Genomic DNA, 19,756 nt, shown 5'->3' with positions numbered 1-19,756 from the left:
CGCATTATCGCCACCGGCACGCCGGAGGATATTGCCGCCAACAAGGCGAGCCACACCGGGCGGTTTCTGGCGCCGCTGCTGGCGGCAAAACCGGCCAAGCCACGCCGCAAGGCAACGGCTTATACCAGCCCGCCAAGAGCTTGACTCTCTGGGTTTGGTGGCGGGCTGGTATGATTGGTTTAGGCGTGATCCGGCTCCAGCCATTTTTCTGAGGGCGATTCACGCTTTCGGCTCGCTTGGCTGAGCGAACCTCAAGCGATCGCACTCTAAGGAAAGCCAGCCTACTTGCCTGTGATACCGAGCGGGAGTGGCTGGCCCTCAGCCGCCTGCGCCGGCGGGCCGTATACCGTGCCGGCGCGCTTGAGGAATGCCGCGACCATGCGATGCACCGCCTCGGTGAACACGACGCCGACGGCTTTTTGCAGAATCACGTTGCGGAATTCGAAATCGACGTAGAAATCCACCAGGCAGCCCTGCGGGTACGGGGCAAAACGCCAGCTGTTGTTGAGATATTTGAACGGGCCGTTCTGGTATTGCACCTTGATCTCGTAAACCCCCTCGGCATCCTGCGGCAGAATCGTCACGCGGGAGGTGAAGCTCTCGCGGAACGGGCCAAAGCCGATGCTCAGATCAGCGACCAGCACATTATCAACATGGCTGCGGATGCGCGCACCGGCGCACCAGGGCAGAAACTGCGGGTATTTACCGACATCGGCCACCAGCGCCGAGAGCTGCGCCGGGGTATAAGGGACCAGCTTCTTTTCGGTGTAGGTGGGCATCTAGGCCACCAATTTGCGGGCGCGTGCCTCACGCAGGGCGGCGAAGTCTGAGTCCGCATGATAGGAGCTGCGGGTGAGCGGTGTCGCCGAGACCTGCAAAAAGCCTTTGACTCGCGCCATCAGCGCGTATTCCTCGAACGCCTCCGGCGTCACGAAGCGGTCCACCGCCGCGTGCTTCACCGTGGGTTGCAGATATTGGCCGATGGTGAGGAAATCGACATCGGCGATGCGCAGATCGTCCATCACCTGGCCGATTTCCGGCTTGGCCTCGCCCAGCCCGGCCATGAGGCCGGATTTGGTGAAGATATCAGGGTCGAGCTGCTTCACCCGGTCGAGCAGGCGCAAGGATTGATAGTAGCGCGCGCCAGGGCGGATGGAGGGGTAGAGCCGGGGCACGGTCTCCAGATTGTGGTTGAACACATCCGGTCGGGCGGCGACGACAACTTCCAGCGCGCCGGGCTTGCGTAAAAAATCGGGCGTGAGAATTTCGATGGTGGTTGCAGGCGCCGCCGCGCGCACCGCGGCGATGACGGCGGCAAAATGCGCGGCCCCGCCATCGGCCACGTCGTCGCGGTCCACCGAGGTGATGACCACATGGCGCAGCCCCAGCGTGGCGACGGCCTCGGCCACGCGGCGGGGTTCATCGGTGTCCAGCGCGGCGGGAACACCGGTGCTCACATTACAAAAGGCGCAGGCGCGGGTGCAGATATCGCCCATGATCATCATGGTGGCATGGCGCTGCGACCAGCATTCGCCGATGTTAGGGCAGGCGGCTTCCTCGCACACGGTGGAGAGCTTCTTATCGCGCATCAGCGCCCGCGTCTCATGATACACGGGGCTGGTGGGCGCCTTCACCCGAATCCAGGCCGGTTTGCGGCTGATCGGGTTATCCGGGCGGCCCTGTTTCTCCGGGTGGCGGACGCGGTGGTCGATCTCGATACGGGTGCTCATGGCGTGCTTTCTATCAGTGCCCGGCAACCCCCCCAAGCGCCAGGCGCCTGGGGGTGGCATGCACTAGAAATGTATAACCTGGCCGTAGGCGTCAAGCACCGACTCATGCATGGCTTCACTGATGGTCGGGTGGGGGAAGACGGTGTGCATCAGCTCCGCCTCGGTGGTCTCGAGCTGCCGGGCGATGACATAACCCTGGATCATCTCCGTCACCTCGGCGCCGATCATATGCGCGCCCAGCAACTCGCCGGTTTTGGCATCGAAGATGGTCTTGATCAGCCCTTCCGGCTCGCCCATGGCGATCGCCTTGCCGTTGCCGATGAAGGGGAAGCGGCCGATCTTCAACTCATGGCCCGCCTCTTTCGCCTTCGCCTCGGTCAGCCCCACGCTGGCCACCTGCGGGCGGCAGTAGGTGCAGCCGGGGATGTTGCCGGTCTCGAACGGGTGCGGGTTTTTGCCCGCGATGTGCTCGACGCAGACCACGCCCTCATGGCTGGCCTTGTGCGCCAGCCACGGCGGCCCGGCGACATCGCCAATGGCATAAACTCCCGGCTCGCCGGTACGCCCGAAGCCGTCCACCACGATATGCGTGCGCTCAACCTTCACCTTGGTGCCCTCAAGGCCGAGATTCTCGACATTGCCAACAATGCCGACCGCCGCGATCACCCGGTCCACGGTGATCTGCTGCTCCTTGCCGCCCGCTTCCACGGTCACGGTCACATTGTCCGTGCCCTTCACCACACCCTTCACATTGGCGGAGGTGATGATCTTCATACCCTGCTTCTCGAAGGATTTGCGCGCCAGGGCGGAGATTTCGGCATCCTCCACCGGCAGCACGCGGTCCATCATTTCCACCACGGTCACCTCGGCGCCCATGTTGCGGTAGAAGCTGGCGAACTCGATGCCGATGGCGCCCGAGCCGATGACCAGCAGCGATTTTGGCATGGCGGCTGGCACCATCGCCTCGAAATAGGACCAGATGAGCTGGCCGTCCGCCTCGATGCCGGGGATCTGGCGCGGGCGCGCCCCGGTGGCGAGGATGATGTGCGGCGCGTGCAGCATGGCTTTCGGCTTGCCGTCCGCCCCGTTCACCGCCAGGTGCCCGCCGCCGGTGAGCCGGCCGTAGCCCTCCACCACGGTCACCTTGTTCTTCTTGAGCAGATGCGCGATGCCCGAGGAGAGCTGCTTGGAGACGCCGCGCGAGCGCTTCACGATCTTATCCAGGTCGAACTGGATGTTATCGGCCGAAAACCCGAACTCGCCCAGGTTATGCAGCAGGTGGTTCACCTCCGAGGAGCGCAGCAGCGCCTTGGTGGGGATGCAGCCCCAGTTGAGGCAGATGCCGCCCAGATGCTTGGCCTCCACCACCGCCACCTTCAGCTTGAGCTGGGCGGCGCGGATCGCCGCGACATACCCACCCGGCCCGCCGCCGACAACTATCAGATCGAACTCATCCGCCATGGCTGGCTCCTATAATTATGTGTCGTAACCAGGGAGCTTGCCCCAGATCGAAATTGGTTCCCAGTTAGCTAAAGTAGCAGGCCCATCGGGTCTTCCAGCAGGCCCTTGAGCGTGGCAAGGAATTGCGCGCCCAGAGCGCCGTCCACCACGCGGTGGTCGACCGAGAGGGTCACGGTCATCATCGTGGCGATGACGATCTGGTCATCCTTCACAACCGCGCGCTTCTCGCCCGCGCCCACGGCCAAAATCGCGGCCTGCGGCGGGTTGATGATCGCGGTGAAATCCGGGATGCCGAACATGCCCAGGTTGGAGATGGAGAAGCCGCCGCCCTGGAACTCCTCGGGCTTGAGCTTGCCGGCCTTTGCCCGCGCGCCGAGATCCTTCATCGCATTGCTGATGGAGGGCAGCCCCCGCTCATCGGCCTTGCGGATGATCGGGGTGATCAGCCCGTCCAGAATGGCGACGGCGATGGAGATGTCCACATCGTCATAGAGCAAAATGGCGTCTTCGGTGTAGCTGGCGTTCACATTCGGGTGGCGGCGCAGCGCCAAGGCGCAGCCCTTGATGATAAGGTCATTGACCGAAAGCTTGAAGCTGCCCGGCCCCTCCTTGGGGGAGCGCGCGTTCAGCTCGGCGCGCAGCTTCAGCAGCGCATCGATCTCGATATGGCTGTTGAGATAGAAATGCGGCACGCTCTGCTTGGATTCCGTGAGGCGCCGGGCGATGACCTTGCGCATGGTGGAATTGGGCACCGCCTTATAGGCGCCTGTGATGACCGGGGCCGGCGCCGCAGGCTTGGGCGCGGGCGCCGCCGCCACGGGGGCCGCGGACACGGGGGCGGGGGCCACCGCCGGCGCCTTGTCCAGATCAGCCTTCACGATCCGCCCGTTCGGGCCGGAGCCCTTGATGCGCGAGAGGTCCACGCCGGACTGCTTGGCGATGCGCCGGGCCAGCGGGGAGGCAAAAACCCTCTCATCGTTAGCCGCCTGAACCGGGGCCGGGGCCACAGGCGCCGCCACGGCCGCAACCATAGGTGCCGTCGCCACGGGGGCAGACGCCGCCGCCTTGGGAGCGGAGAGCGCTTCACCCTTGGTTGCGGTGAGAATGGCGATGACCTCGTTCACCGCCACGCCGTCCGTACCGTCGGGCACCAGAATTTTCGCGATAAAGCCTTCGTCCACGGCTTCTACTTCCATGGTCGCCTTGTCGGTCTCGATCTCGGCCAGAATATCGCCGGATTTAACCTCATCGCCCTCTTTTTTCAGCCATTTCGCGAGCTTGCCCGTGGTCATGGTGGGCGAGAGAGCCGGCATCAGAATATTGGTGGACATGTCTCGCCCTCCTCAAAAAAGTTTCTTGACCGCGTCCACCACCCAGTTGGGTTGCGGCAGCGCTAGTTTTTCCAGGTTTGCGGCATAGGGCATCGGCACATCCAGCCCGGCCACGCGCACCGGCGGGGCATCCAGCCAGTCGAAGCAATGCTCCACCACCGTCATGCAGATTTCCGAGCCGATGCCGGCGAACGGCCAGCCCTCTTCCACGCTCACCACGCGGCTGGTTTTTTTCACGCTGGTGATGATCGTCTCGATATCCAGCGGGCGGATGGTGCGCAGGTTGATGACCTCGGCGGAAATCCCCTGCTCGGCCAGCGCCTCGGCGGCCTTCAGCGCGACATCGACCATGATCGAGAAGGCGATGATGGTCACATCCGAACCAGCGCGCTCAATCTTCGCCTTGCCGATGGGGAGGATGAAATCCTCCGAAACCGGGCAATCAAAAGTCTGGCCATAGAGGATCTCGTTCTCCAGGAAGATGACCGGGTTGGGATCACGAATGGCCGCGCGCATCAGCCCCTTGGCATCGGCCGCATTCCACGGCGCCACCACCTTCAGCCCGGGGCAATGCGCATACCACGAGGCATAGCACTGCGAGTGCTGCGCGCCCACGCGCGCCGCCGCACCATTGGGGCCGCGGAAGACGATGGGGCAGCCCATCTGCCCGCCTGACATATACAAGGTTTTGGCAGCGGAGTTGATGATCTGGTCGATCGCCTGCATGGCGAAGTTGAAAGTCATGAACTCAACGATCGGCTTCAGCCCGTTCATCGCCGCGCCCACGGCCATGCCGGTGAAGCCATGTTCGGTGATCGGCGTGTCGATGACCCGGCGCGGGCCGAATTCATCCAGCATACCCTGGCTGATTTTATACGCGCCCTGATACTGCGCGACTTCCTCGCCCATCAGGAACACATCGGCATCGGCGCGCATCTCCAGCACCATGCCCTCGCGCAACGCCTCGCGCACGGTGGTGGGTTTGGTCTCGCCCCACGCCGGCTCGCTGAGATTTTGCGGCGCGGCCACCGGCTTTGCCACCGCGGGGGCGGCTGGTGTTGCGGCCACGGGCGCGACGGCGGCCGGCGTTGCCGGGGCGGCGCTCGCCTCATCGGCGTTCAGCACGGCGATGACGGCATTCACCGCGACCCCTTCGGTACCCTCGGGCACCACAATCTTCGAGAGCACACCCTCATCAACCGCTTCCACCTCCATGGTGGCCTTGTCGGTCTCGATCTCGGCCAGCACATCGCCAGATTTCACGGTATCGCCCGGCTGCTTAAGCCATTTGCTCAACTTCCCCGAGGTCATGGTGGGCGAGAGGGCGGGCATCAGAATATCAGTCGCCATGGTTTAAACTCCCACCAGAATATCAGTCCATAGTTCAGAGGGATCAGGCTCGGGCGAGGCCTGGGCGAAATCCGCCGCCGCCTGCACGCGCAGCTTGATGTCGTCGTCCAGTTTTTTCATCTCCGCCTCGGTAATGCCGAGTTCTTCCAGGTGCTTCTTGGCGGAATCCAGCGGATCATGCTCGGCGCGCATGCGCTGCACCTCCTCGCGGGTGCGGTATTTCGCGGGGTCGGACATCGAATGCCCGCGGTAGCGGTAGGTCTTCATCTCCAGCAGAAACGGCCCCTTGCCCGCGCGGCAATGCGCCACGGCCTGCTCGCCCGCGGCTTTCACGGCCAGCACGTCCATGCCGTCCACCGCCAGGCTGGGCATGCCCCAGGGCACGCCGTTGAGCGAAAGGTCGCGCGAGGCGGAGGCGCGCTCAACGCTGGTGCCCATGGCGTAGCGGTTGTTCTCGATGATGAACACAACCGGCAGCTTCATCAGGCTGGCGAGGTTGAAGCTCTCATAAACCTGCCCCTGGTTGGAGGCGCCCTCACCGAAATACGTCAACGACACACGGTCGTTCTCGCGGTACCAGTTGGAGAAGCCGAGCCCGGCGCCCAGCGAAACCTGCGCGCCGACAATGCCGTGGCCGCCAAAAAACCCCTTCTCCTTGCTGAACATGTGCATGGAGCCACCCTTGCCGCGCGAATAGCCGCCCGAACGCCCGGTCAATTCCGCCATCACGCCGTTGGGGTCCATGCCGCAGGCCAGCATATGGCCATGGTCGCGATACGAGGTGATAACCTCATCGCCCTGTTCGATGCAGTGCTGCATGCCGACCACGACAGCCTCCTGGCCGATGTAGAGATGGCAGAACCCCGCGATCAGCCCCATGCCGTAGAGCTGGCCGGCTTTTTCCTCGAAGCGGCGGATCAGCAGCATGCTGGCGTAAGCGGCGAACAACTCGTCCCTGTCCATCGAGACAGCGGGCTTCTTGCCTCGTTTCGTTTTTTCCGGGGTCACGGCCATTGGAGGCTCCTCGTTTGGTTTCTAGGGTGTTGCCTGCCACTATGCTCAAGCAGCCACGCCGCGCAAGTGTGACGTTTACGAATCCCCCTCGCATAGCCTGTAAAAAACACACTTAACCACAAAATGGTTAAGTTTCTTGCAACAGCTAAGAGTAGGCCTCCAGAACGAAACAAAATTTCGTTTAGCTGCGATATCTTGTCAACAAAAACTCAAGACACGCCAAAAAAAAACCGATTATTCAGCGCTTTTATTCTGCGGCAGATCAATGACGAGGTCATTCGGGTTGGCCAAATTCAGCACCTTGCGCGCCTGGCCATCAAGCATATCCTGCGAAATCGACCGCCCCGAAAGATCGGCGATCCGCACCTCCCATTGCTGGCGCTCGGTATCAGCCGCGTTGAAGGCCTGTTGCGCCTGGGCGAGCTCGGCAAGTTGCACGTTCTGCGCCTCCAGCCCGCTTTTACCATGCATGGCGTTCCAGCCGAAATAGCCGGAAATGGCGAGAAAAATGGCCGGCGGCAGATAGCTGCGCAGGCGGTATTTTATGGCGCGAAGCAAAATCATCCCTCGACAAAAAAAGAAACAGCCAGCACGGCCGAGTCTGTCCCAAGCGGGCTGGTTTCGCAAGCACTTTTGCTCATACCCCCCTGATTTTAACAAATTCCTCAGAAAAACGCGGAAGTGCTTGCTGGGTGGGGAAACCGTTAAATCTGCAATAAGCCATGATTTCACCTCATTTTAATCCTGAATTAACCACGGCGGCTCCCAATATCTGGCGACAAGAGCTTGGAGACTCTTTTATATGAAACTGAAATATCTTGCGTTTTGCGCCGCGCTACTCGGTGGCACCGCGTTTATCGGCGCGCATGGCGCAATGGCTGACGGGCATGGAGACGGCGGCTGGCACGGTCATGATGGCGGAGACGGCGGCGACTGGCACGGCCATGGTGGCGGAGACGGCGGCGAGCATGGCGGCTGGCAGGGCAATAACGGCTGGCGCCGTTATGATGGCGGCTGGCGGCATGACGACGATGCGCATCACGGCTGGTTCGATGGCGAAGGGCACTGGCACTGGTTTGCCGGCTTTGGCCCCGGCTACGGCTATTACGCCCCCCCGCCGCCGCCGATGTACTACGCGCCGCCACCGGTTTACGCGGCGCCGCCGCCTGGAATCTATGTCACCCCGCCGTCCATCACCATCACACCGTAACCTGAACCGGCGGGGCGCTCAGCCCCGCAACCCGCGTATGGCGGCGGCAATACCCGCCGCCGCCGCACCTGGATCTGGCGCCCCGGTGACAGGCCGGCCCACCACAATATAATCAGCGCCCGCCATCACCGCCTCCTCTGGCGTCATCACGCGCGCCTGGTCCCCCAGGGCCGCGCCCACCGGGCGGATGCCCGGCACGACAAGGAGCGGCTTTTCGCCAAAGGCGTCGCGCAGCCGCGCGATTTCATGCGGCGAACAGATCAACCCGTCCGCGCCGTTTTCCAGCGCCAGCCGCGCCAGCCGCAAAACCTGCTGCGTGGTGCCGCCAGCCACGCCAATCTCATGCAGCGCGCGGGCATCGAGGCTGGTGAGCACCGTCACCGCCAGAATTTTCGGCCGGTGCGGCGCTGCCCCGGCGGCCTCCACCGCCGCCGCCACCATCGCGCCGCCGCCCGCGGCATGGATGGTGAGCATCTGCGGCGCCAGCGGCAGCAATGAGCGCACGGCACCCGCCACCGTGTTGGGAATGTCGTGCAGCTTGAGGTCCAGGAACACCGGCTGCTCCTGCGCCACCTCGCGGTATCCCGGCGCGCCATGGCGAAGAAAAAACTCCAGCCCCAGCTTCACCAGCCCGCAATGCGGCGCCACCTCGCGCACCAGCACCGCCGCCTTCGCGGCATCGGGCGTGTCGATCGCGGCGATCAGACGGCGCATCAGAACGAGACTGGCGGCGGCGGGGCGTTGCGTGCTTCCAGTTCGGCCGCGCGGTTCTCGGCCCGCTTGGCGCGGCGGTTCAGGGCAAAGCGGTGCGGCAGATGAAACGCCAGCCCCAGCAGAAACCCCAGCACCAGCGCCACCAGCACCAGCGCGCCCAGTGGCCAGGCCGCCACCTGGCCGAACGGCCAGAAGCTGACCAGCGCCGCCACCCGGTTGGAGAGCAGGAAAATCACCAGGACCAGCAGAACCAGGAACCCGGCGATGCTTTTGAAAATTTTCAGGCTTTTGCTCCGCCGTTCTTTTTACCATTGGGCGCTGCCGGCGGCTTGTTGACGCGCTCGCGCAGTTCCTTGCCCGCCTTGAAGAAGGGAACCGATTTCTGCGCCACTTCCACGGTCTCCCCGGTGCGCGGATTGCGCCCGGCGCGGGCACTGCGCCGTTTCACGGTGAAGGCGCCAAATCCGCGCAGCTCCACGCGCTCCCCACGCGCCAGCGCGATGGTCATTTCATCAAATAAAGTCGCCACAATGCGCTCCACATCCGCAATAGTCAGATGTGGATTATCCTCCGCCAACCCGGCGATCAGCTCAGAACGTGTCATTCAACCCTCCCACCTGTCTCCCACCCTGCGCAACGATGCCAGGAGCGCACGATCTGGTCAATAACTTATTGTGAACAGGGGATTTTTTAACCACACACAAAAAAAGCCCGGCGGGTGTGCCGCCGGGCCTCGTCCAATCCACCACAGGTTGCGGCGGGATTACTCGTCGTTCGACTGGTTACGGCGGCGAATCGCAGCCCCCAGGATGTCGCCCAGCGAGGCGCCGGAGTCCGAGGAGCCGAATTCGGCCACGGCCGACTTGTCCTCGTCGATCTCCTTGCCCTTGATGGTCAACTGCAGCTTGCGGGCCGCACGGTCCACCGCGGTGATCTTCGCATCAACGGCATCGCCCACCGAGAAGCGCTCGGTGCGCTGTTCGGCCTTGTCGCGGGCCAGTTCGGCACGGCGGATGAAGCCGGTCAGCACGTCGTCAACCTTCACCTCGATGCCATTGGCCTGAACGGCCGTGACAATGCAGGTGACAATCTGGCCCTTGTGGATCTTGTCCAGCACGCCGGCGGCCGGGTCGACCTCAAGCTGCTTGATGCCGAGGCTGATGCGCTCTTTCTCGACATCGATATCGAGCACTTTGGCCTTCACCACGTCGCCCTTGTTGTACTTAGTGATGGCGGTCTCGCCGGCATCTTCCCAGGACAGGTCGGACATGTGGATCATGCCGTCGATTTCGGCGCCAACGGCCACGAACAGGCCGAACTCGGTGATGTTGCGGATCTCGCCCTCGACGATGGACCCGATCGGATGCGCATCCTGGAACTCTTCCCAGGGGTTGCGCGAGACCTGCTTCAGGCCGAGCGAAATGCGGCGCTTGGAAGCGTCGACATCGAGCACCACCACATCCACTTCCTGGCTGGTCGAGACGATCTTGCCGGGATGCGCGTTCTTCTTGGTCCAGGACATCTCGGACACATGCACCAGGCCCTCGACGCCGGGCTCCAGCTCCACGAAGGCGCCGTAGTCGGTGATGTTGGTGACGCGGCCGGAAACCTTGATGCCGGGCGGATACTTGGCGTCAACGCCTTCCCAGGGATCGGCCTCAAGCTGCTTCATGCCCAGCGAAATGCGCTGCGTGTCGGCGTTGAAGCGGATGACCTGCACCTTGACCGGCTGGCCGATGACCAGAGCCTCGGCCGGGTGGTTGATGCGCTTCCAGGCGATGTCGGTGACATGCAGCAGGCCGTCGACGCCACCGAGGTCCACGAAGGCGCCGTAATCGGTGATGTTCTTCACCACGCCGTCGAGGATCTGGCCCTCCTTCAGGCCAAGGATCAGCTCGGAGCGCTGCTCGGCACGGGTTTCCTCCAGCACGGCGCGGCGCGAGACCACGATGTTGCCGCGCTGACGGTCCATCTTCAAAATCTGGAACGGCTGGGCCACGCCCATAAGCGGGCCGACATCGCGCACCGGGCGGATATCAACCTGGGAGCCGGGCAGGAACGCGGTAGCGCCGCCGAGATCAACCGTGAAACCGCCCTTGACGCGGCCATGGATCACGCCGTTCACGCGGGTCTGCGCCTCAAAGGCCTTCTCAAGCTGGGTCCAGGATTCCTCGCGCCGCGCTTTTTCGCGGCTGAGGACCATGGAGCCGTCTTTATCTTCATAGCGCTCGATATACAGATCGAACACATCGCCCTTGTTCACTTCCGGCTTGGCGCCGACGGGGGCGAATTCGCGCAGCGGCACGCGGCCTTCGCTCTTCAGGCCGACATCGACGATCACGAAATCATCATCAATCCGGAGCACGGTGCCGGAAACGACGGAACCTTCAAACCCGGCATTGGCGCCAAGCGAGGAATCCAGGAGGGCAGCAAAATCATCGGCGCCGGAATAGGCGGGAGCGTCGGAATGGCGGAGAGCAGGTGAAATGGAAGCCATGAGGCTGGGTATGTCCTTGAATGCGGGCGGTTGCCCGGTGGTATGCGCGGCCCGGCTGGGGCAACGGCTAGAGCCTGGCGGGGCAATCCCCTGGCCAAGTCCGGTTAAGTGAATGGCGGTCTCATACCCCTAAACCCGGTGGAGTCAAGTTTTCCCGCCGCGGGTTGTCCGGGGCGGCTTCGCGTTCGCGTTTTAACTGCTATAAGCCGGTCACAATGACAAATTTTCACGCCGCTTCCCTCCGCACCTCCCTGCCCGCCCTGGCTCTGCTGCTGTGCCTCGGCGGCTGTTCCGCCCTTGAGAGCAGCAAGCCGCGCGACACCGGCGACTATGCCAGCAGCGCCACCCTGCCGCCGGCCGATGTGCTCTACGCCCAGGGCGTGGCGCAGACCCAGCACGGCTACTATGAGAAGGCGGTGAAGTTGTTCAACGAGGTGGACGAGAACTATCCGTACTCCACCTGGGCCACCCATGCGGAGCTGCTGGCGGGATATTCCCAGTACAAGGAACAGAATTACGACGACGCGATCAGCTCGCTCAACCGCTACATCAGCCTGCACCCCGAGGACGCGGACGCCGCTTATGCGTATTACCTGAAGTCGCTCTGCTATTACGAGCAGATCGACGATGTGCAGCGCGACCAGACCACGACGTATGAAGCGATCCAGACCCTTAACGACGTGATCACCCGCTTCCCCAACAGCAGCTACGCGCTTGATGCGCGCATCAAACTGCGCCTGGCGAACAACCGCCTGGCCGGGCACGACATGGTGATCGGCCGCTTCTACGAGCAGCAGCATCTCTATGGCGCCGCCATCGGCCGCTACCAGGACATCGTGACCAGCTTCCAAACCACGACCTACACGCCCGAAGCGCTGGAACGGCTGGTGGAATGCTATCTCAACCTGGGGCTGACCGGCGCCGCGCAACGCACCGCCTCCGTGCTGGGCTACAACTACCCCGGCAGCAGCTGGTACCAGAGCGCCTATAACACCTTGAAGGCGCACCACCTGCTCGCCCCACCCCCGGTTGCCGGCACAGACCAAAGCGGTGCCGCCGCACCAAACCAAAGCGGCGCCGCCACCGGCGCCAGCGCCACCACCCCCCCGGCGGATACCACGCAAAGCGCCCCGGCCACGAAAAAACACCACTGGTACTGGCCGTTCTAACGCCCATGCCAAGCGGGCGGTAAGCAATGCTGAACAGTCTGTCGATCCGCGACGTCGTGCTGATCGAGCGGCTGGACCTGCATTTTGCCGCTGGTCTCACCACCCTCACCGGCGAGACCGGGGCGGGTAAATCCATCTTGCTCGACAGCCTCGGCCTGGCCCTTGGCGCGCGTGCCGACACCGGGCTGATCCGCTCCGGCGCGGCCCAGGCGGTGGTGGCGGCGGCGTTTTCGGTCACCCCCGGCCACCCGGCGGGCGAACTGCTGAGCGAACAAGGGCTGGACACCGGCTCCGAGATCCTGCTGCGCCGCATCGTCACGCGAGATGGCCGCTCCCGCGCGCTGGTGAACGACCAGCCGGTCAGCCTGAACTTCCTGAAGACCCTGAGCGCGCTGCTGATCGAGGTGCAAGGCCAGCACGAGCAGGTGGGCCTGGCCGACCCGGCCAATCATCTACTCCTGCTCGATACCTTCGGCGTGCCCCCAGAGATGCGCCAGCGCGTGGCCGGGGCGCATAAATCCTGGCGGGATGCCGCCGCGCGCCTGCGGCAGGCGGAGGAGAAAATCGCCCAGGCCGCGCGCGAGGAAGATTTTCTGCGTCACGCGGTGGATGAACTCTCCCGCCTCAACCCGCAGGCAGGCGAGGAGGAAGCGCTGGCAACCGAACGGCTGCGCCTGCAATCGGGCGAGCGGCGCGCCGAAGCCATCGCCGCCGCGCTGGCCGAACTCACCCCGCGGGACCGCCGCGCCTCCGGCCCCGCGGCGCATCTGCGCGCCGCCGCGCGGGCGCTGGGGCGGGTGGCGGCACCTGCAGGCGGAGAAAATCCCGCCGCCGGGGCGATGGCCGCCATCGAGCGCGCGGAAGAAGCGGTGAGCGAGGCGGAAACCCTGCTCAGCCGCCTGGCGCTGGAGGCCGAGGCCGACCCGCGTGCCCTGGAGGCCACCGAGGAGCGGCTGTTCGCGCTGCGGGCCGCCGCGCGCAAGCACGGCGTTGCCGTGGTCTCGCTGCCGGAATTCCTCGCCGAGCTGCGCGCCAAACTGGCCGCGCTGGAAACCAGCACCGCCGGCATCGCGGCGCTGACCCGCGAGACCAGCGCCCGGCGCGCCGCCTATGTGGAGGCCGCCGCCGCGCTCTCGGGCCTGCGCGAACAGGCCGGGGCGGATCTGATGCAAGCCCTGGCCGCCGAGCTGCCGCCGCTAAAGCTGGAGCGCGCCCGCTTCCTGGTGGAGCGGACCATGCTGCCCGAGGCCGGCTGGGGCCCGCGCGGGGCCGATTCGGTTAAATTCCTCATCAGCACAAACCCAGGCGAGCCACCCGGCGCGCTTGATAAAATCGCCTCGGGCGGCGAGCTCTCACGGCTCATGCTGGGGTTAAAAGTGGTGCTAACCGGCAGCGGCGCAGTGGAAACCCTGATTTTTGACGAGGTGGACTCCGGCATCGGCGGCGCGACCGCCGCGGCCGTGGGCGAGCGCCTCGCCCGCGTCGCGCGCAATGTGCAGGTCCTCGTCGTCACACATTCGCCGCAGGTGGCCGCCCGCGGTGCCACGCAACTGCGCGTCGCCAAGCGCATCGAGGGGGAGCGCGCGCTCACCGTGGTTGACACGCTGGACGGCCCAGCCCGCCGCGAGGAGATCGCCCGCATGCTGGCCGGAGAAATCATCACCGACGCCGCCCGCGAGGCGGCGGGAAGCCTGCTCGCGCCATGACCTCCGCGAAAACCCGCCTCGATGAGCTGATGGCACAAATCGCCGCCGCCAACCGCGCGTATTACACGCACGACGCCCCGGTGATGAGCGATGCCGCCTATGACGCGCTGCGCCGCGAGGCGGAAGCGCTGCTGGCCGCACACCCCGAACTCGGCGGCGCCGAGGCCCTGGCCGAGATCGGCGCGAAACCAGCGCCCAAATTCAAGAAGATCATTCACGCCACGCCGATGCTCTCGCTGGACAACATCTTCGCCCCCGAGGATTTCCCCGAATTCTGCGCCCGCATCCGCCGGTTTCTCGGGCTGGATGAGACGCCGCTGGCGTTTGTCGCCGAGCCGAAGATCGACGGGCTTTCCATCTCGCTCACCTATGAGCATCACAAATTCGCCGCCGCCGCCACGCGCGGCGACGGCACCGAGGGTGAGGATGTCACCGCCAACCTGCTCACGCTGAAATCTCTGCCACTCAGTTTGCCCGGGGATGCCCCCGCGCGCATCGAAATCCGCGGCGAGGTATATATGACCAAGGCGGATTTTCTGGCCCTCAACGAGGCGCAGGAGAAGCAGTTCGCCAACCCGCGCAACGCCGCCGCCGGCAGCCTGCGCCAGCTGGACCCCAGCATCACCGCGCAACGCAAGCTCTCGCTGTTTGCCTACGCGCAAGGTGAATCCGCCGCCCCGGTTGCACAAACCCATTGGGAATATCTACAAAGGCTGCAAGACTGGGGATTTTCGGTCAACCCGCTTTCCCAACTCATCTCCGAAGCCGCGGCGGAAGATTTCCAGAACAGCATCGGCATCGCGCGGGCAAAACTGCCCTATGACATTGACGGTGTGGTCTACAAGCTGAACGACATCGCCTTGCAGAACCGCCTGGGCTTCGCCGGGCGCGCGCCGCGCTGGGCCATCGCCTGGAAGTTCCCCGCCGAACGGGCCAGCACCTTGCTGGAAGATATCGAAATCCAGGTCGGGCGCACCGGCGCGCTCACGCCGCGCGCGCGCTTAACCCCGGTGAATGTCGGCGGGGTGCTGGTGCAATACGCCACATTGCACAACGAGGATGAAATCGCCCGCAAGGATGTGCGCATCGGCGATATTGTGGAGTTGCAGCGCGCGGGCGATGTCATCCCGCAAATCCTCGGCGTGCTCAAACGCGGCGAACACACCAAGCCGTTCGTCTTCCCCACGCATTGCCCGGTGTGCGGCAGCCTCGCCGTGCGCGACGCTGACGAGGCCGTGCGCCGCTGCACCGGCGGGCTATCCTGCCCGGCGCAGGTCACCGAACGGCTCATCCATTTCTGCGCGCGCGGCGCGTTTGACATCGAAGGTTGCGGCGAGAAGACCGTTGTGGAATTCTACAACGCCGGGCTGATAAAATCCGCCGCCGATATTTTCCGCCTGCCGGAACACGAGGCGGAAATCGCCGCCCGTGAAGGCTGGGGCAAGCTCTCCGCCGCCAACCTCATCGCCGCCATCGCGGCGCGGCGCACCATCGCCCTGCCCCGCTTCATCTTCGCGCTGGGCATCCGCCGCGTCGGCGAGAACAACGCGAAGCTGCTGGCCCGCCACTACGGTTCCTACGCCAACTGGCGGCAAAACATGCAGGCCGCCACCGAAATCGGCTCGGATGCGCGGCTTGAGCTTGGCTCCATCTCCGGCATCGGCCCAGCAATCGCCACCGACCTCGCCTCGTTCTTCGCCGAGCCGCACAACCTCGCCACGCTGGATGCGCTGGAAGCCTGCCTCACCATCACCGACGCCCCCAGCGCCGGGGGGGCTGATTCACCTCTGGCCGGCAAGACCATCGTATTCACCGGCACACTCTCGATGGCGCGGCCGGAGGCGAAAGCCCGCGCCGAATCGCTCGGCGCGAAGGTCACCGAATCGGTCTCGAAAAAAACCGATTACGTGGTCGTGGGGGCTGACGCGGGATCAAAAGCCAAAAAAGCCGCCGAGCTGGGGCTGCACATTTTAAGCGAGGATGAGTTCCGCACCCTCGCCGGGCTATAGAACACGGCCGGGGCCATAAGTGACGTCTGCAAACAGCACTGCGGAGCCGCCCTGGCCGTTGGTTTTATACATCCTCCCAAGGCCTGCTTGTGCAGGTGGGCGCCAGATACCCGGACCAAGGCCCGGACAGAGCCAGCTCCCGAGGGAGATGCTTACGGCCCTGGGGATGATTTGCCTGACGAACCGGGCAGCTCCACCCCTTACTTAGGCGTCCAACAGGTCCGCTGCAATCTCTTCCGCGCGGGCGGCAACACGCCGCAGCCTGGCGCGGCGCTCCGGGTTGGGTTTTTCCACCGGCGCGGGCACGTTGTTGCGCAGATCGTGCAGCTCATCGGCCAGCAGCAACGAGGCCAGCATCAACAACCGCGCCTCGCCGGACTGGCCGCCGATGGATTTGATGTGGTTGATCCGCTGCTCGATCTCGGCGGCCATGCGCTCCAGATGCGACTCCTGACCGTCCTCGCACCCGACGGTATACACATAGCCGTTAATCCGGATAGTCACTTGCGCCATGGGGTTACTCCGTCTGGCCGGTTGATCCGGGCGTATCCAGCCCGGCACGCAAATGTTCAATCACCGTGTCAAGCGAACGGGCCACTGCCTCGCGGTCAAACTCAGGACCTGCTGGCGGCTTGGCCGGTTGAGCAAGCCCCGCGATCTTGCGCAGCGCAATTTCGATACGTTCCAGGATTTCGTCTTCAGACTCAGACTCGGGCATGGTAGCCATTCAACCCGACACGGATATGAAAAGTCAATAAATGATAAACCTACCCCCGGCGGTGATCGTGCATAGCCTCGCCGATGCCAAAGCGGCGCTGGCGCCCGGCCGGGCGCTCACGCTGCTCTCCGCCCCCGGTGCCGGGCAATTCGCCGGTTGCCTGTGGTGGCGCGAGCTGCTGGTGGCAGCGGGCTTTGCCGGCCCGGCGCTGCTGGACTGCGGCTCCGCCCCCGGCCGCGCGCTGGAGGCGCTGCACCTGGGCCTGGGCGGCGTGGTGCTGCACGCGCCGGCACCGGCTTTCAGCCTCGTCGCGCAGCTTGCCGCGGCACAGGGCGCGCTGGCGCTCCCGCTTGCCCCGCCCGCGCTCGATTTGCGCCTGAATGGCGCCATAAGACGGCTGGATTCCTGGCTGGACGGATGACAATAACGCACCCATGCGTTACATCCGGCCAGGTTTTCAACACGGTGGAGCAAACATGCATATTTCGCAGCGGGTTAAAAAAATTCTGTCGCATTATGAAAGCGACAATCCCGGGACCAAAACCAACCTCGCCCGCATTCTCATGCACGGCAAGCTGGGCGGCACCGGCAGGCTGGTCATTCTCCCCGTGGATCAGGGCTTCGAGCATGGTCCGGCCCGCTCCTTCGCGCCCAACCCCGCCGGATACGACCCGCATTACCACTTCAAGCTCGCGATCGACGCCGGGCTCTCCGCCTACGCCGCGCCGCTGGGCATGCTCGAAGCCGGCGCTGACACCTTCGCGGGCGCGATCCCGACCATCCTGAAGGTCAACTCCTCCAACTCGCTCGCCACCGACAAGAACCAGGCCGTCACCGGCTCGGTGAACGACGCGCTGCGCCTGGGTTGCTCGGCCATTGGCTTCACCATCTATCCGGGCAGCGAATTCGCCTTCGACCTGATGGAGGAAATCCGCGAACTGGCCGAGGAAGCCAAGGCCGTCGGCCTCGCCGTGGTCATCTGGTCCTACCCGCGCGGGCCGGAGCTGGACAAGGCCGCCGAAACCGCCTTCGACATCTGCGCCTACGCCGCCCACATGGCCGCCCTGCTGGGTGCGCACATCATCAAGGTGAAGCCGCCGGCCGCCGTGGTCTCACTGGAAGCCGCGAAGAAATCCTACGCCAATATCGACGGCTCCACGCTGACCAAGCGCATCGAGCACATCGTGCAGTCCTGCTTCGCGGGCAAACGCATCGTCGTGTTCTCGGGTGGCGAGTCCAAGAGCCTCGATGGCCTGTATGACGAAGTCCGCGCCTTGCGTGACGGCGGCGCCAACGGCTCCATCATCGGGCGCAACACCTTCCAGCGCCCGCGCGAGGAAGCCCTGGCCATGCTCGCCAAAATCATCGAGATCTACCAGGGCAAAGCCTGAGTCTAACGCATGATCGCCCCCAGGCGAACCCACCGCACCGGCCGCACCGGCTGGCTGCGTGCCGCCGTCCTGGGGGCGAATGACGGGATTCTCTCCACCGCCAGCCTGGTGCTGGGGGTGGCAGCCGCCCATGGCACACATCAATCCGTGCTGGTGGCCGGGGTCTCGGGCCTGCTTGCCGGGGCCATGGCCATGGCCTCAGGGGAGTTCGTCTCCGTACACTCCCAGGCCGACATCGAAGCCGCGGACCTTGCCCTGGAGCGTGTGCATCTGGAGGACCATGATGCCGAGCTGGAGGAGCTGGCGAAAATCTACGCCGGGCGCGGGCTCACCCCGGCGCTCGCCGCCGAGGTTGCCGGGCAGCTCATGGCGCATGATGCCCTAGGCACACATGCGCGCGACGAACTCGGCATCACCGAAGAGCTGAAGGCCCGCCCCGGCCAGGCCGCCATCGCCTCCGCCATCTCCTTCTCCGGCGGCGCGCTGCTGCCGCTGCTGGCCAGCATCCTGGCCCCGCTGCCAGAGCTTATCCCCAGCGTGGCCGTCGCCTCGCTGTTGTTTTTGGCGCTGCTCGGCGCCCTGGCCGCGCATAGCGGCGGCGCCCCCGTGCTGCGCAGCGCGCTGCGAGTCTGCTTCTGGGGCGCGGCCGCCATGGCCACCACCGCCATCGCCGGCACATTATTTGGAACCTACGCATGACAGCCGCCCCTGATTGCCGCCTCTACCTCATCACCCCGCCGGTGCTGCCCGGAAATTTCGCTGACCAGCTCAAAGCCGCTCTTGACGCCGGCGATGTCGCCGCGGTGCAACTGCGATTGAAGGACACGCCCGATTCCGAGGTGCAAAAAGCCATCGAACGGTTGCGCCCCGTCGTGCAGTCACGCGATGCCGCCTTTTTACTCAACGACCGTCCGGACCTCGCGGTGAAACACGGTTGCGACGGCGCTCATGTCGGCCAGAGCGATATGAAAGTCGCGCAAGCCCGCAAAATTCTTGGTGACCTCACCCTGGGGGTGACCTGCCATAACTCGCTGCACCTGGCCATGGAAGCCGGCGAGGCCGGGGCTGACTATGTGGCGTTTGGCGCCTTTTTTCCCACCACGACCAAGGAGCCGCCCGCAATGGCGGAAATTTCCACGCTCAAATCCTGGGCCGAGATCATGGAAATTCCCTGCGTCGCCATCGGCGGGATTACCGCCGCAAACTGCGCGCCCCTGGTGCGGGCGGGCGCCGAATTCCTCGCCGTCGCCAGCGCGGTATGGAACCACCCTGAAGGCCCGGGCGCGGGCGTGCGGGCCATGCTCAAAGCCATTAAGGCTACGGCAACGGGCGAATAAAAAAACCAGGGGAACGCCCCTGGTTTTTGTCTGCGCTCGCGCGCGATCGTTTGAGGTTTGCTCTCCTGAGCGGGCCGAAAGCGTGAATCGCCCTCAGAATAATGGCCAGAGCCTGATCA

The 19,756-nt window shown here is 64.5% G+C and carries 21 protein-coding genes and 1 other RNA gene; 8 read left to right on the top strand and 14 right to left on the bottom strand.

Annotated features, from left to right (window positions below):
- Window positions 1-281 precede the first annotated feature (281 nt).
- From PHE40_RS07145 to PHE40_RS07115, 7 genes are all read right to left on the bottom strand, one after another.
- A complete protein-coding gene (locus tag PHE40_RS07145) occupies window positions 282-779 on the bottom strand; it encodes a type II toxin-antitoxin system RatA family toxin (RefSeq protein WP_299960071.1) in 498 nt (165 codons plus the stop codon).
- A complete protein-coding gene (gene lipA, locus PHE40_RS07140; RefSeq protein WP_299960068.1) occupies window positions 780-1,730 on the bottom strand; it encodes a lipoyl synthase in 951 nt (316 codons plus the stop codon).
- Window positions 1,731-1,793: 63 nt separating this feature from the next.
- Window positions 1,794-3,191 carry a dihydrolipoyl dehydrogenase gene (gene lpdA, locus PHE40_RS07135; RefSeq protein WP_299960065.1) on the bottom strand — a complete coding sequence of 466 codons (1,398 nt, stop codon included), beginning with the start codon at window positions 3,189-3,191 and terminating at the stop codon, window positions 1,794-1,796.
- A gap of 68 nt (window positions 3,192-3,259) precedes the next feature.
- Window positions 3,260-4,522, bottom strand: a complete 1,263-nt coding sequence (locus PHE40_RS07130; protein ID WP_299960062.1) for a pyruvate dehydrogenase complex dihydrolipoamide acetyltransferase — start codon at window positions 4,520-4,522, stop codon at window positions 3,260-3,262.
- Window positions 4,523-4,534: 12 nt separating this feature from the next.
- Window positions 4,535-5,872, bottom strand: a complete 1,338-nt coding sequence (locus tag PHE40_RS07125; RefSeq protein WP_299960059.1) for a pyruvate dehydrogenase complex E1 component subunit beta — start codon at window positions 5,870-5,872, stop codon at window positions 4,535-4,537.
- A gap of 3 nt (window positions 5,873-5,875) precedes the next feature.
- A complete protein-coding gene (pdhA, locus tag PHE40_RS07120) occupies window positions 5,876-6,886 on the bottom strand; it encodes a pyruvate dehydrogenase (acetyl-transferring) E1 component subunit alpha (protein ID WP_299960057.1) in 1,011 nt (336 codons plus the stop codon).
- 234 nt (window positions 6,887-7,120) lie between these two features.
- Window positions 7,121-7,450, bottom strand: a complete 330-nt coding sequence (locus PHE40_RS07115; RefSeq protein WP_299960054.1) for a septum formation initiator family protein — start codon at window positions 7,448-7,450, stop codon at window positions 7,121-7,123.
- A gap of 238 nt (window positions 7,451-7,688) precedes the next feature.
- Between PHE40_RS07115 and PHE40_RS07110 the strand changes: the two genes are divergently transcribed.
- Window positions 7,689-8,096 (top strand): hypothetical protein, encoded by a 408-nt coding sequence (locus PHE40_RS07110; RefSeq protein WP_299960051.1) that lies wholly within the window; start codon window positions 7,689-7,691, stop codon window positions 8,094-8,096.
- Between the two features lie 18 nt (window positions 8,097-8,114).
- Here the strand turns inward: PHE40_RS07110 and pyrF are convergent, their stop codons facing one another.
- From pyrF to rpsA, 4 genes are all read right to left on the bottom strand, one after another.
- Complete coding sequence (gene pyrF, locus PHE40_RS07105) at window positions 8,115-8,810, bottom strand: orotidine-5'-phosphate decarboxylase (protein WP_299960048.1); 696 nt, start codon at window positions 8,808-8,810, stop codon at window positions 8,115-8,117.
- Window positions 8,810-9,046 (bottom strand): LapA family protein, encoded by a 237-nt coding sequence (locus tag PHE40_RS07100; RefSeq protein WP_299960045.1) that lies wholly within the window; start codon window positions 9,044-9,046, stop codon window positions 8,810-8,812. Before PHE40_RS07100 ends, pyrF begins: the two co-directional genes overlap by 1 nt.
- A 44-nt stretch (window positions 9,047-9,090) precedes the next feature.
- On the bottom strand, window positions 9,091-9,414 hold the full coding sequence (locus PHE40_RS07095) for an integration host factor subunit beta (RefSeq protein WP_299960042.1): 324 nt from the start codon (window positions 9,412-9,414) through the stop codon (window positions 9,091-9,093).
- A gap of 159 nt (window positions 9,415-9,573) precedes the next feature.
- Complete coding sequence (rpsA, locus tag PHE40_RS07090; RefSeq protein ID WP_299960039.1) at window positions 9,574-11,307, bottom strand: 30S ribosomal protein S1; 1,734 nt, start codon at window positions 11,305-11,307, stop codon at window positions 9,574-9,576.
- 215 nt (window positions 11,308-11,522) lie between these two features.
- Here rpsA and PHE40_RS07085 point away from each other — a divergent pair, with 215 nt between their 5' ends.
- The 3 genes from PHE40_RS07085 to ligA are packed head-to-tail and all read left to right on the top strand — an operon-like array spanning window position 11,523 to window position 16,191.
- Entirely contained in the window at window positions 11,523-12,476 is a 954-nt protein-coding gene (locus PHE40_RS07085) for an outer membrane protein assembly factor BamD (protein ID WP_299960036.1), read from the top strand.
- 26 nt (window positions 12,477-12,502) lie between these two features.
- Complete coding sequence (gene recN, locus PHE40_RS07080; protein ID WP_299960033.1) at window positions 12,503-14,182, top strand: DNA repair protein RecN; 1,680 nt, start codon at window positions 12,503-12,505, stop codon at window positions 14,180-14,182.
- Complete coding sequence (gene ligA / locus PHE40_RS07075; protein WP_299960030.1) at window positions 14,179-16,191, top strand: NAD-dependent DNA ligase LigA; 2,013 nt, start codon at window positions 14,179-14,181, stop codon at window positions 16,189-16,191. The genes recN and ligA overlap by 4 nt, the downstream gene beginning before the upstream one ends.
- 39 nt (window positions 16,192-16,230) lie before the next feature.
- Here ligA and ssrS read toward each other — a convergent pair.
- The 3 genes from ssrS to PHE40_RS07060 all read right to left on the bottom strand — a co-directional run bounded on the left by ssrS (window position 16,231) and on the right by PHE40_RS07060 (window position 16,909).
- Window positions 16,231-16,388: non-coding RNA, 6S RNA (gene ssrS / locus PHE40_RS07070), on the bottom strand.
- Between the two features lie 7 nt (window positions 16,389-16,395).
- Entirely contained in the window at window positions 16,396-16,704 is a 309-nt protein-coding gene (locus tag PHE40_RS07065; RefSeq protein ID WP_299960027.1) for a cell division protein ZapA, read from the bottom strand.
- A gap of 4 nt (window positions 16,705-16,708) precedes the next feature.
- Window positions 16,709-16,909 (bottom strand): hypothetical protein, encoded by a 201-nt coding sequence (locus PHE40_RS07060; protein WP_299960024.1) that lies wholly within the window; start codon window positions 16,907-16,909, stop codon window positions 16,709-16,711.
- 40 nt (window positions 16,910-16,949) lie between these two features.
- On the opposite strand from PHE40_RS07060, the gene PHE40_RS07055 reads away from it, so the two are divergent.
- The 4 genes from PHE40_RS07055 to thiE are packed head-to-tail and all read left to right on the top strand — an operon-like array spanning window position 16,950 to window position 19,637.
- The gene (locus tag PHE40_RS07055) at window positions 16,950-17,330 is read left to right on the top strand and encodes a hypothetical protein (RefSeq protein WP_299960021.1); all 381 of its coding nucleotides are present in this window, start codon (window positions 16,950-16,952) and stop codon (window positions 17,328-17,330) included.
- Window positions 17,331-17,385: 55 nt separating this feature from the next.
- On the top strand, window positions 17,386-18,300 hold the full coding sequence (locus tag PHE40_RS07050; RefSeq protein ID WP_299960018.1) for a class I fructose-bisphosphate aldolase: 915 nt from the start codon (window positions 17,386-17,388) through the stop codon (window positions 18,298-18,300).
- 9 nt (window positions 18,301-18,309) lie between these two features.
- On the top strand, window positions 18,310-18,999 hold the full coding sequence (locus PHE40_RS07045; protein ID WP_299960016.1) for a VIT family protein: 690 nt from the start codon (window positions 18,310-18,312) through the stop codon (window positions 18,997-18,999).
- Window positions 18,996-19,637 (top strand): thiamine phosphate synthase, encoded by a 642-nt coding sequence (gene thiE, locus PHE40_RS07040; RefSeq protein ID WP_299960013.1) that lies wholly within the window; start codon window positions 18,996-18,998, stop codon window positions 19,635-19,637. Before PHE40_RS07045 ends, thiE begins: the two co-directional genes overlap by 4 nt.
- Window positions 19,638-19,756 lie beyond the last annotated feature (119 nt).

This window comes from Acidocella sp., assembly GCF_028687955.1.
In the GTDB taxonomy this organism is placed as follows: Bacteria; Pseudomonadota; Alphaproteobacteria; order Acetobacterales; family Acetobacteraceae; genus Acidocella.
This window is presented reverse-complemented; position numbering and strand designations above follow the sequence as displayed.

Coding starts and splice junctions, on each gene's coding strand:
- PHE40_RS07055 (WP_299960021.1), top strand. CDS start 16,950: ATGATAAACCTACCCCCGGCGGTGATCGTGCATAGCCTCGCCGATGCC.
- pdhA (WP_299960057.1), bottom strand. CDS start 6,886: ATGGCCGTGACCCCGGAAAAAACGAAACGAGGCAAGAAGCCCGCTGTC.
- recN (WP_299960033.1), top strand. CDS start 12,503: ATGCTGAACAGTCTGTCGATCCGCGACGTCGTGCTGATCGAGCGGCTG.
- rpsA (WP_299960039.1), bottom strand. CDS start 11,307: ATGGCTTCCATTTCACCTGCTCTCCGCCATTCCGACGCTCCCGCCTAT.
- PHE40_RS07115 (WP_299960054.1), bottom strand. CDS start 7,450: ATGATTTTGCTTCGCGCCATAAAATACCGCCTGCGCAGCTATCTGCCG.
- PHE40_RS07065 (WP_299960027.1), bottom strand. CDS start 16,704: ATGGCGCAAGTGACTATCCGGATTAACGGCTATGTGTATACCGTCGGG.
- pyrF (WP_299960048.1), bottom strand. CDS start 8,810: ATGCGCCGTCTGATCGCCGCGATCGACACGCCCGATGCCGCGAAGGCG.
- PHE40_RS07045 (WP_299960016.1), top strand. CDS start 18,310: ATGATCGCCCCCAGGCGAACCCACCGCACCGGCCGCACCGGCTGGCTG.
- PHE40_RS07060 (WP_299960024.1), bottom strand. CDS start 16,909: ATGCCCGAGTCTGAGTCTGAAGACGAAATCCTGGAACGTATCGAAATT.
- PHE40_RS07095 (WP_299960042.1), bottom strand. CDS start 9,414: ATGACACGTTCTGAGCTGATCGCCGGGTTGGCGGAGGATAATCCACAT.
- lpdA (WP_299960065.1), bottom strand. CDS start 3,191: ATGGCGGATGAGTTCGATCTGATAGTTGTCGGCGGCGGGCCGGGTGGG.
- lipA (WP_299960068.1), bottom strand. CDS start 1,730: ATGAGCACCCGTATCGAGATCGACCACCGCGTCCGCCACCCGGAGAAA.
- PHE40_RS07130 (WP_299960062.1), bottom strand. CDS start 4,522: ATGTCCACCAATATTCTGATGCCGGCTCTCTCGCCCACCATGACCACG.
- PHE40_RS07050 (WP_299960018.1), top strand. CDS start 17,386: ATGCATATTTCGCAGCGGGTTAAAAAAATTCTGTCGCATTATGAAAGC.
- ligA (WP_299960030.1), top strand. CDS start 14,179: ATGACCTCCGCGAAAACCCGCCTCGATGAGCTGATGGCACAAATCGCC.
- PHE40_RS07085 (WP_299960036.1), top strand. CDS start 11,523: ATGACAAATTTTCACGCCGCTTCCCTCCGCACCTCCCTGCCCGCCCTG.
- PHE40_RS07110 (WP_299960051.1), top strand. CDS start 7,689: ATGAAACTGAAATATCTTGCGTTTTGCGCCGCGCTACTCGGTGGCACC.
- PHE40_RS07125 (WP_299960059.1), bottom strand. CDS start 5,872: ATGGCGACTGATATTCTGATGCCCGCCCTCTCGCCCACCATGACCTCG.
- thiE (WP_299960013.1), top strand. CDS start 18,996: ATGACAGCCGCCCCTGATTGCCGCCTCTACCTCATCACCCCGCCGGTG.
- PHE40_RS07145 (WP_299960071.1), bottom strand. CDS start 779: ATGCCCACCTACACCGAAAAGAAGCTGGTCCCTTATACCCCGGCGCAG.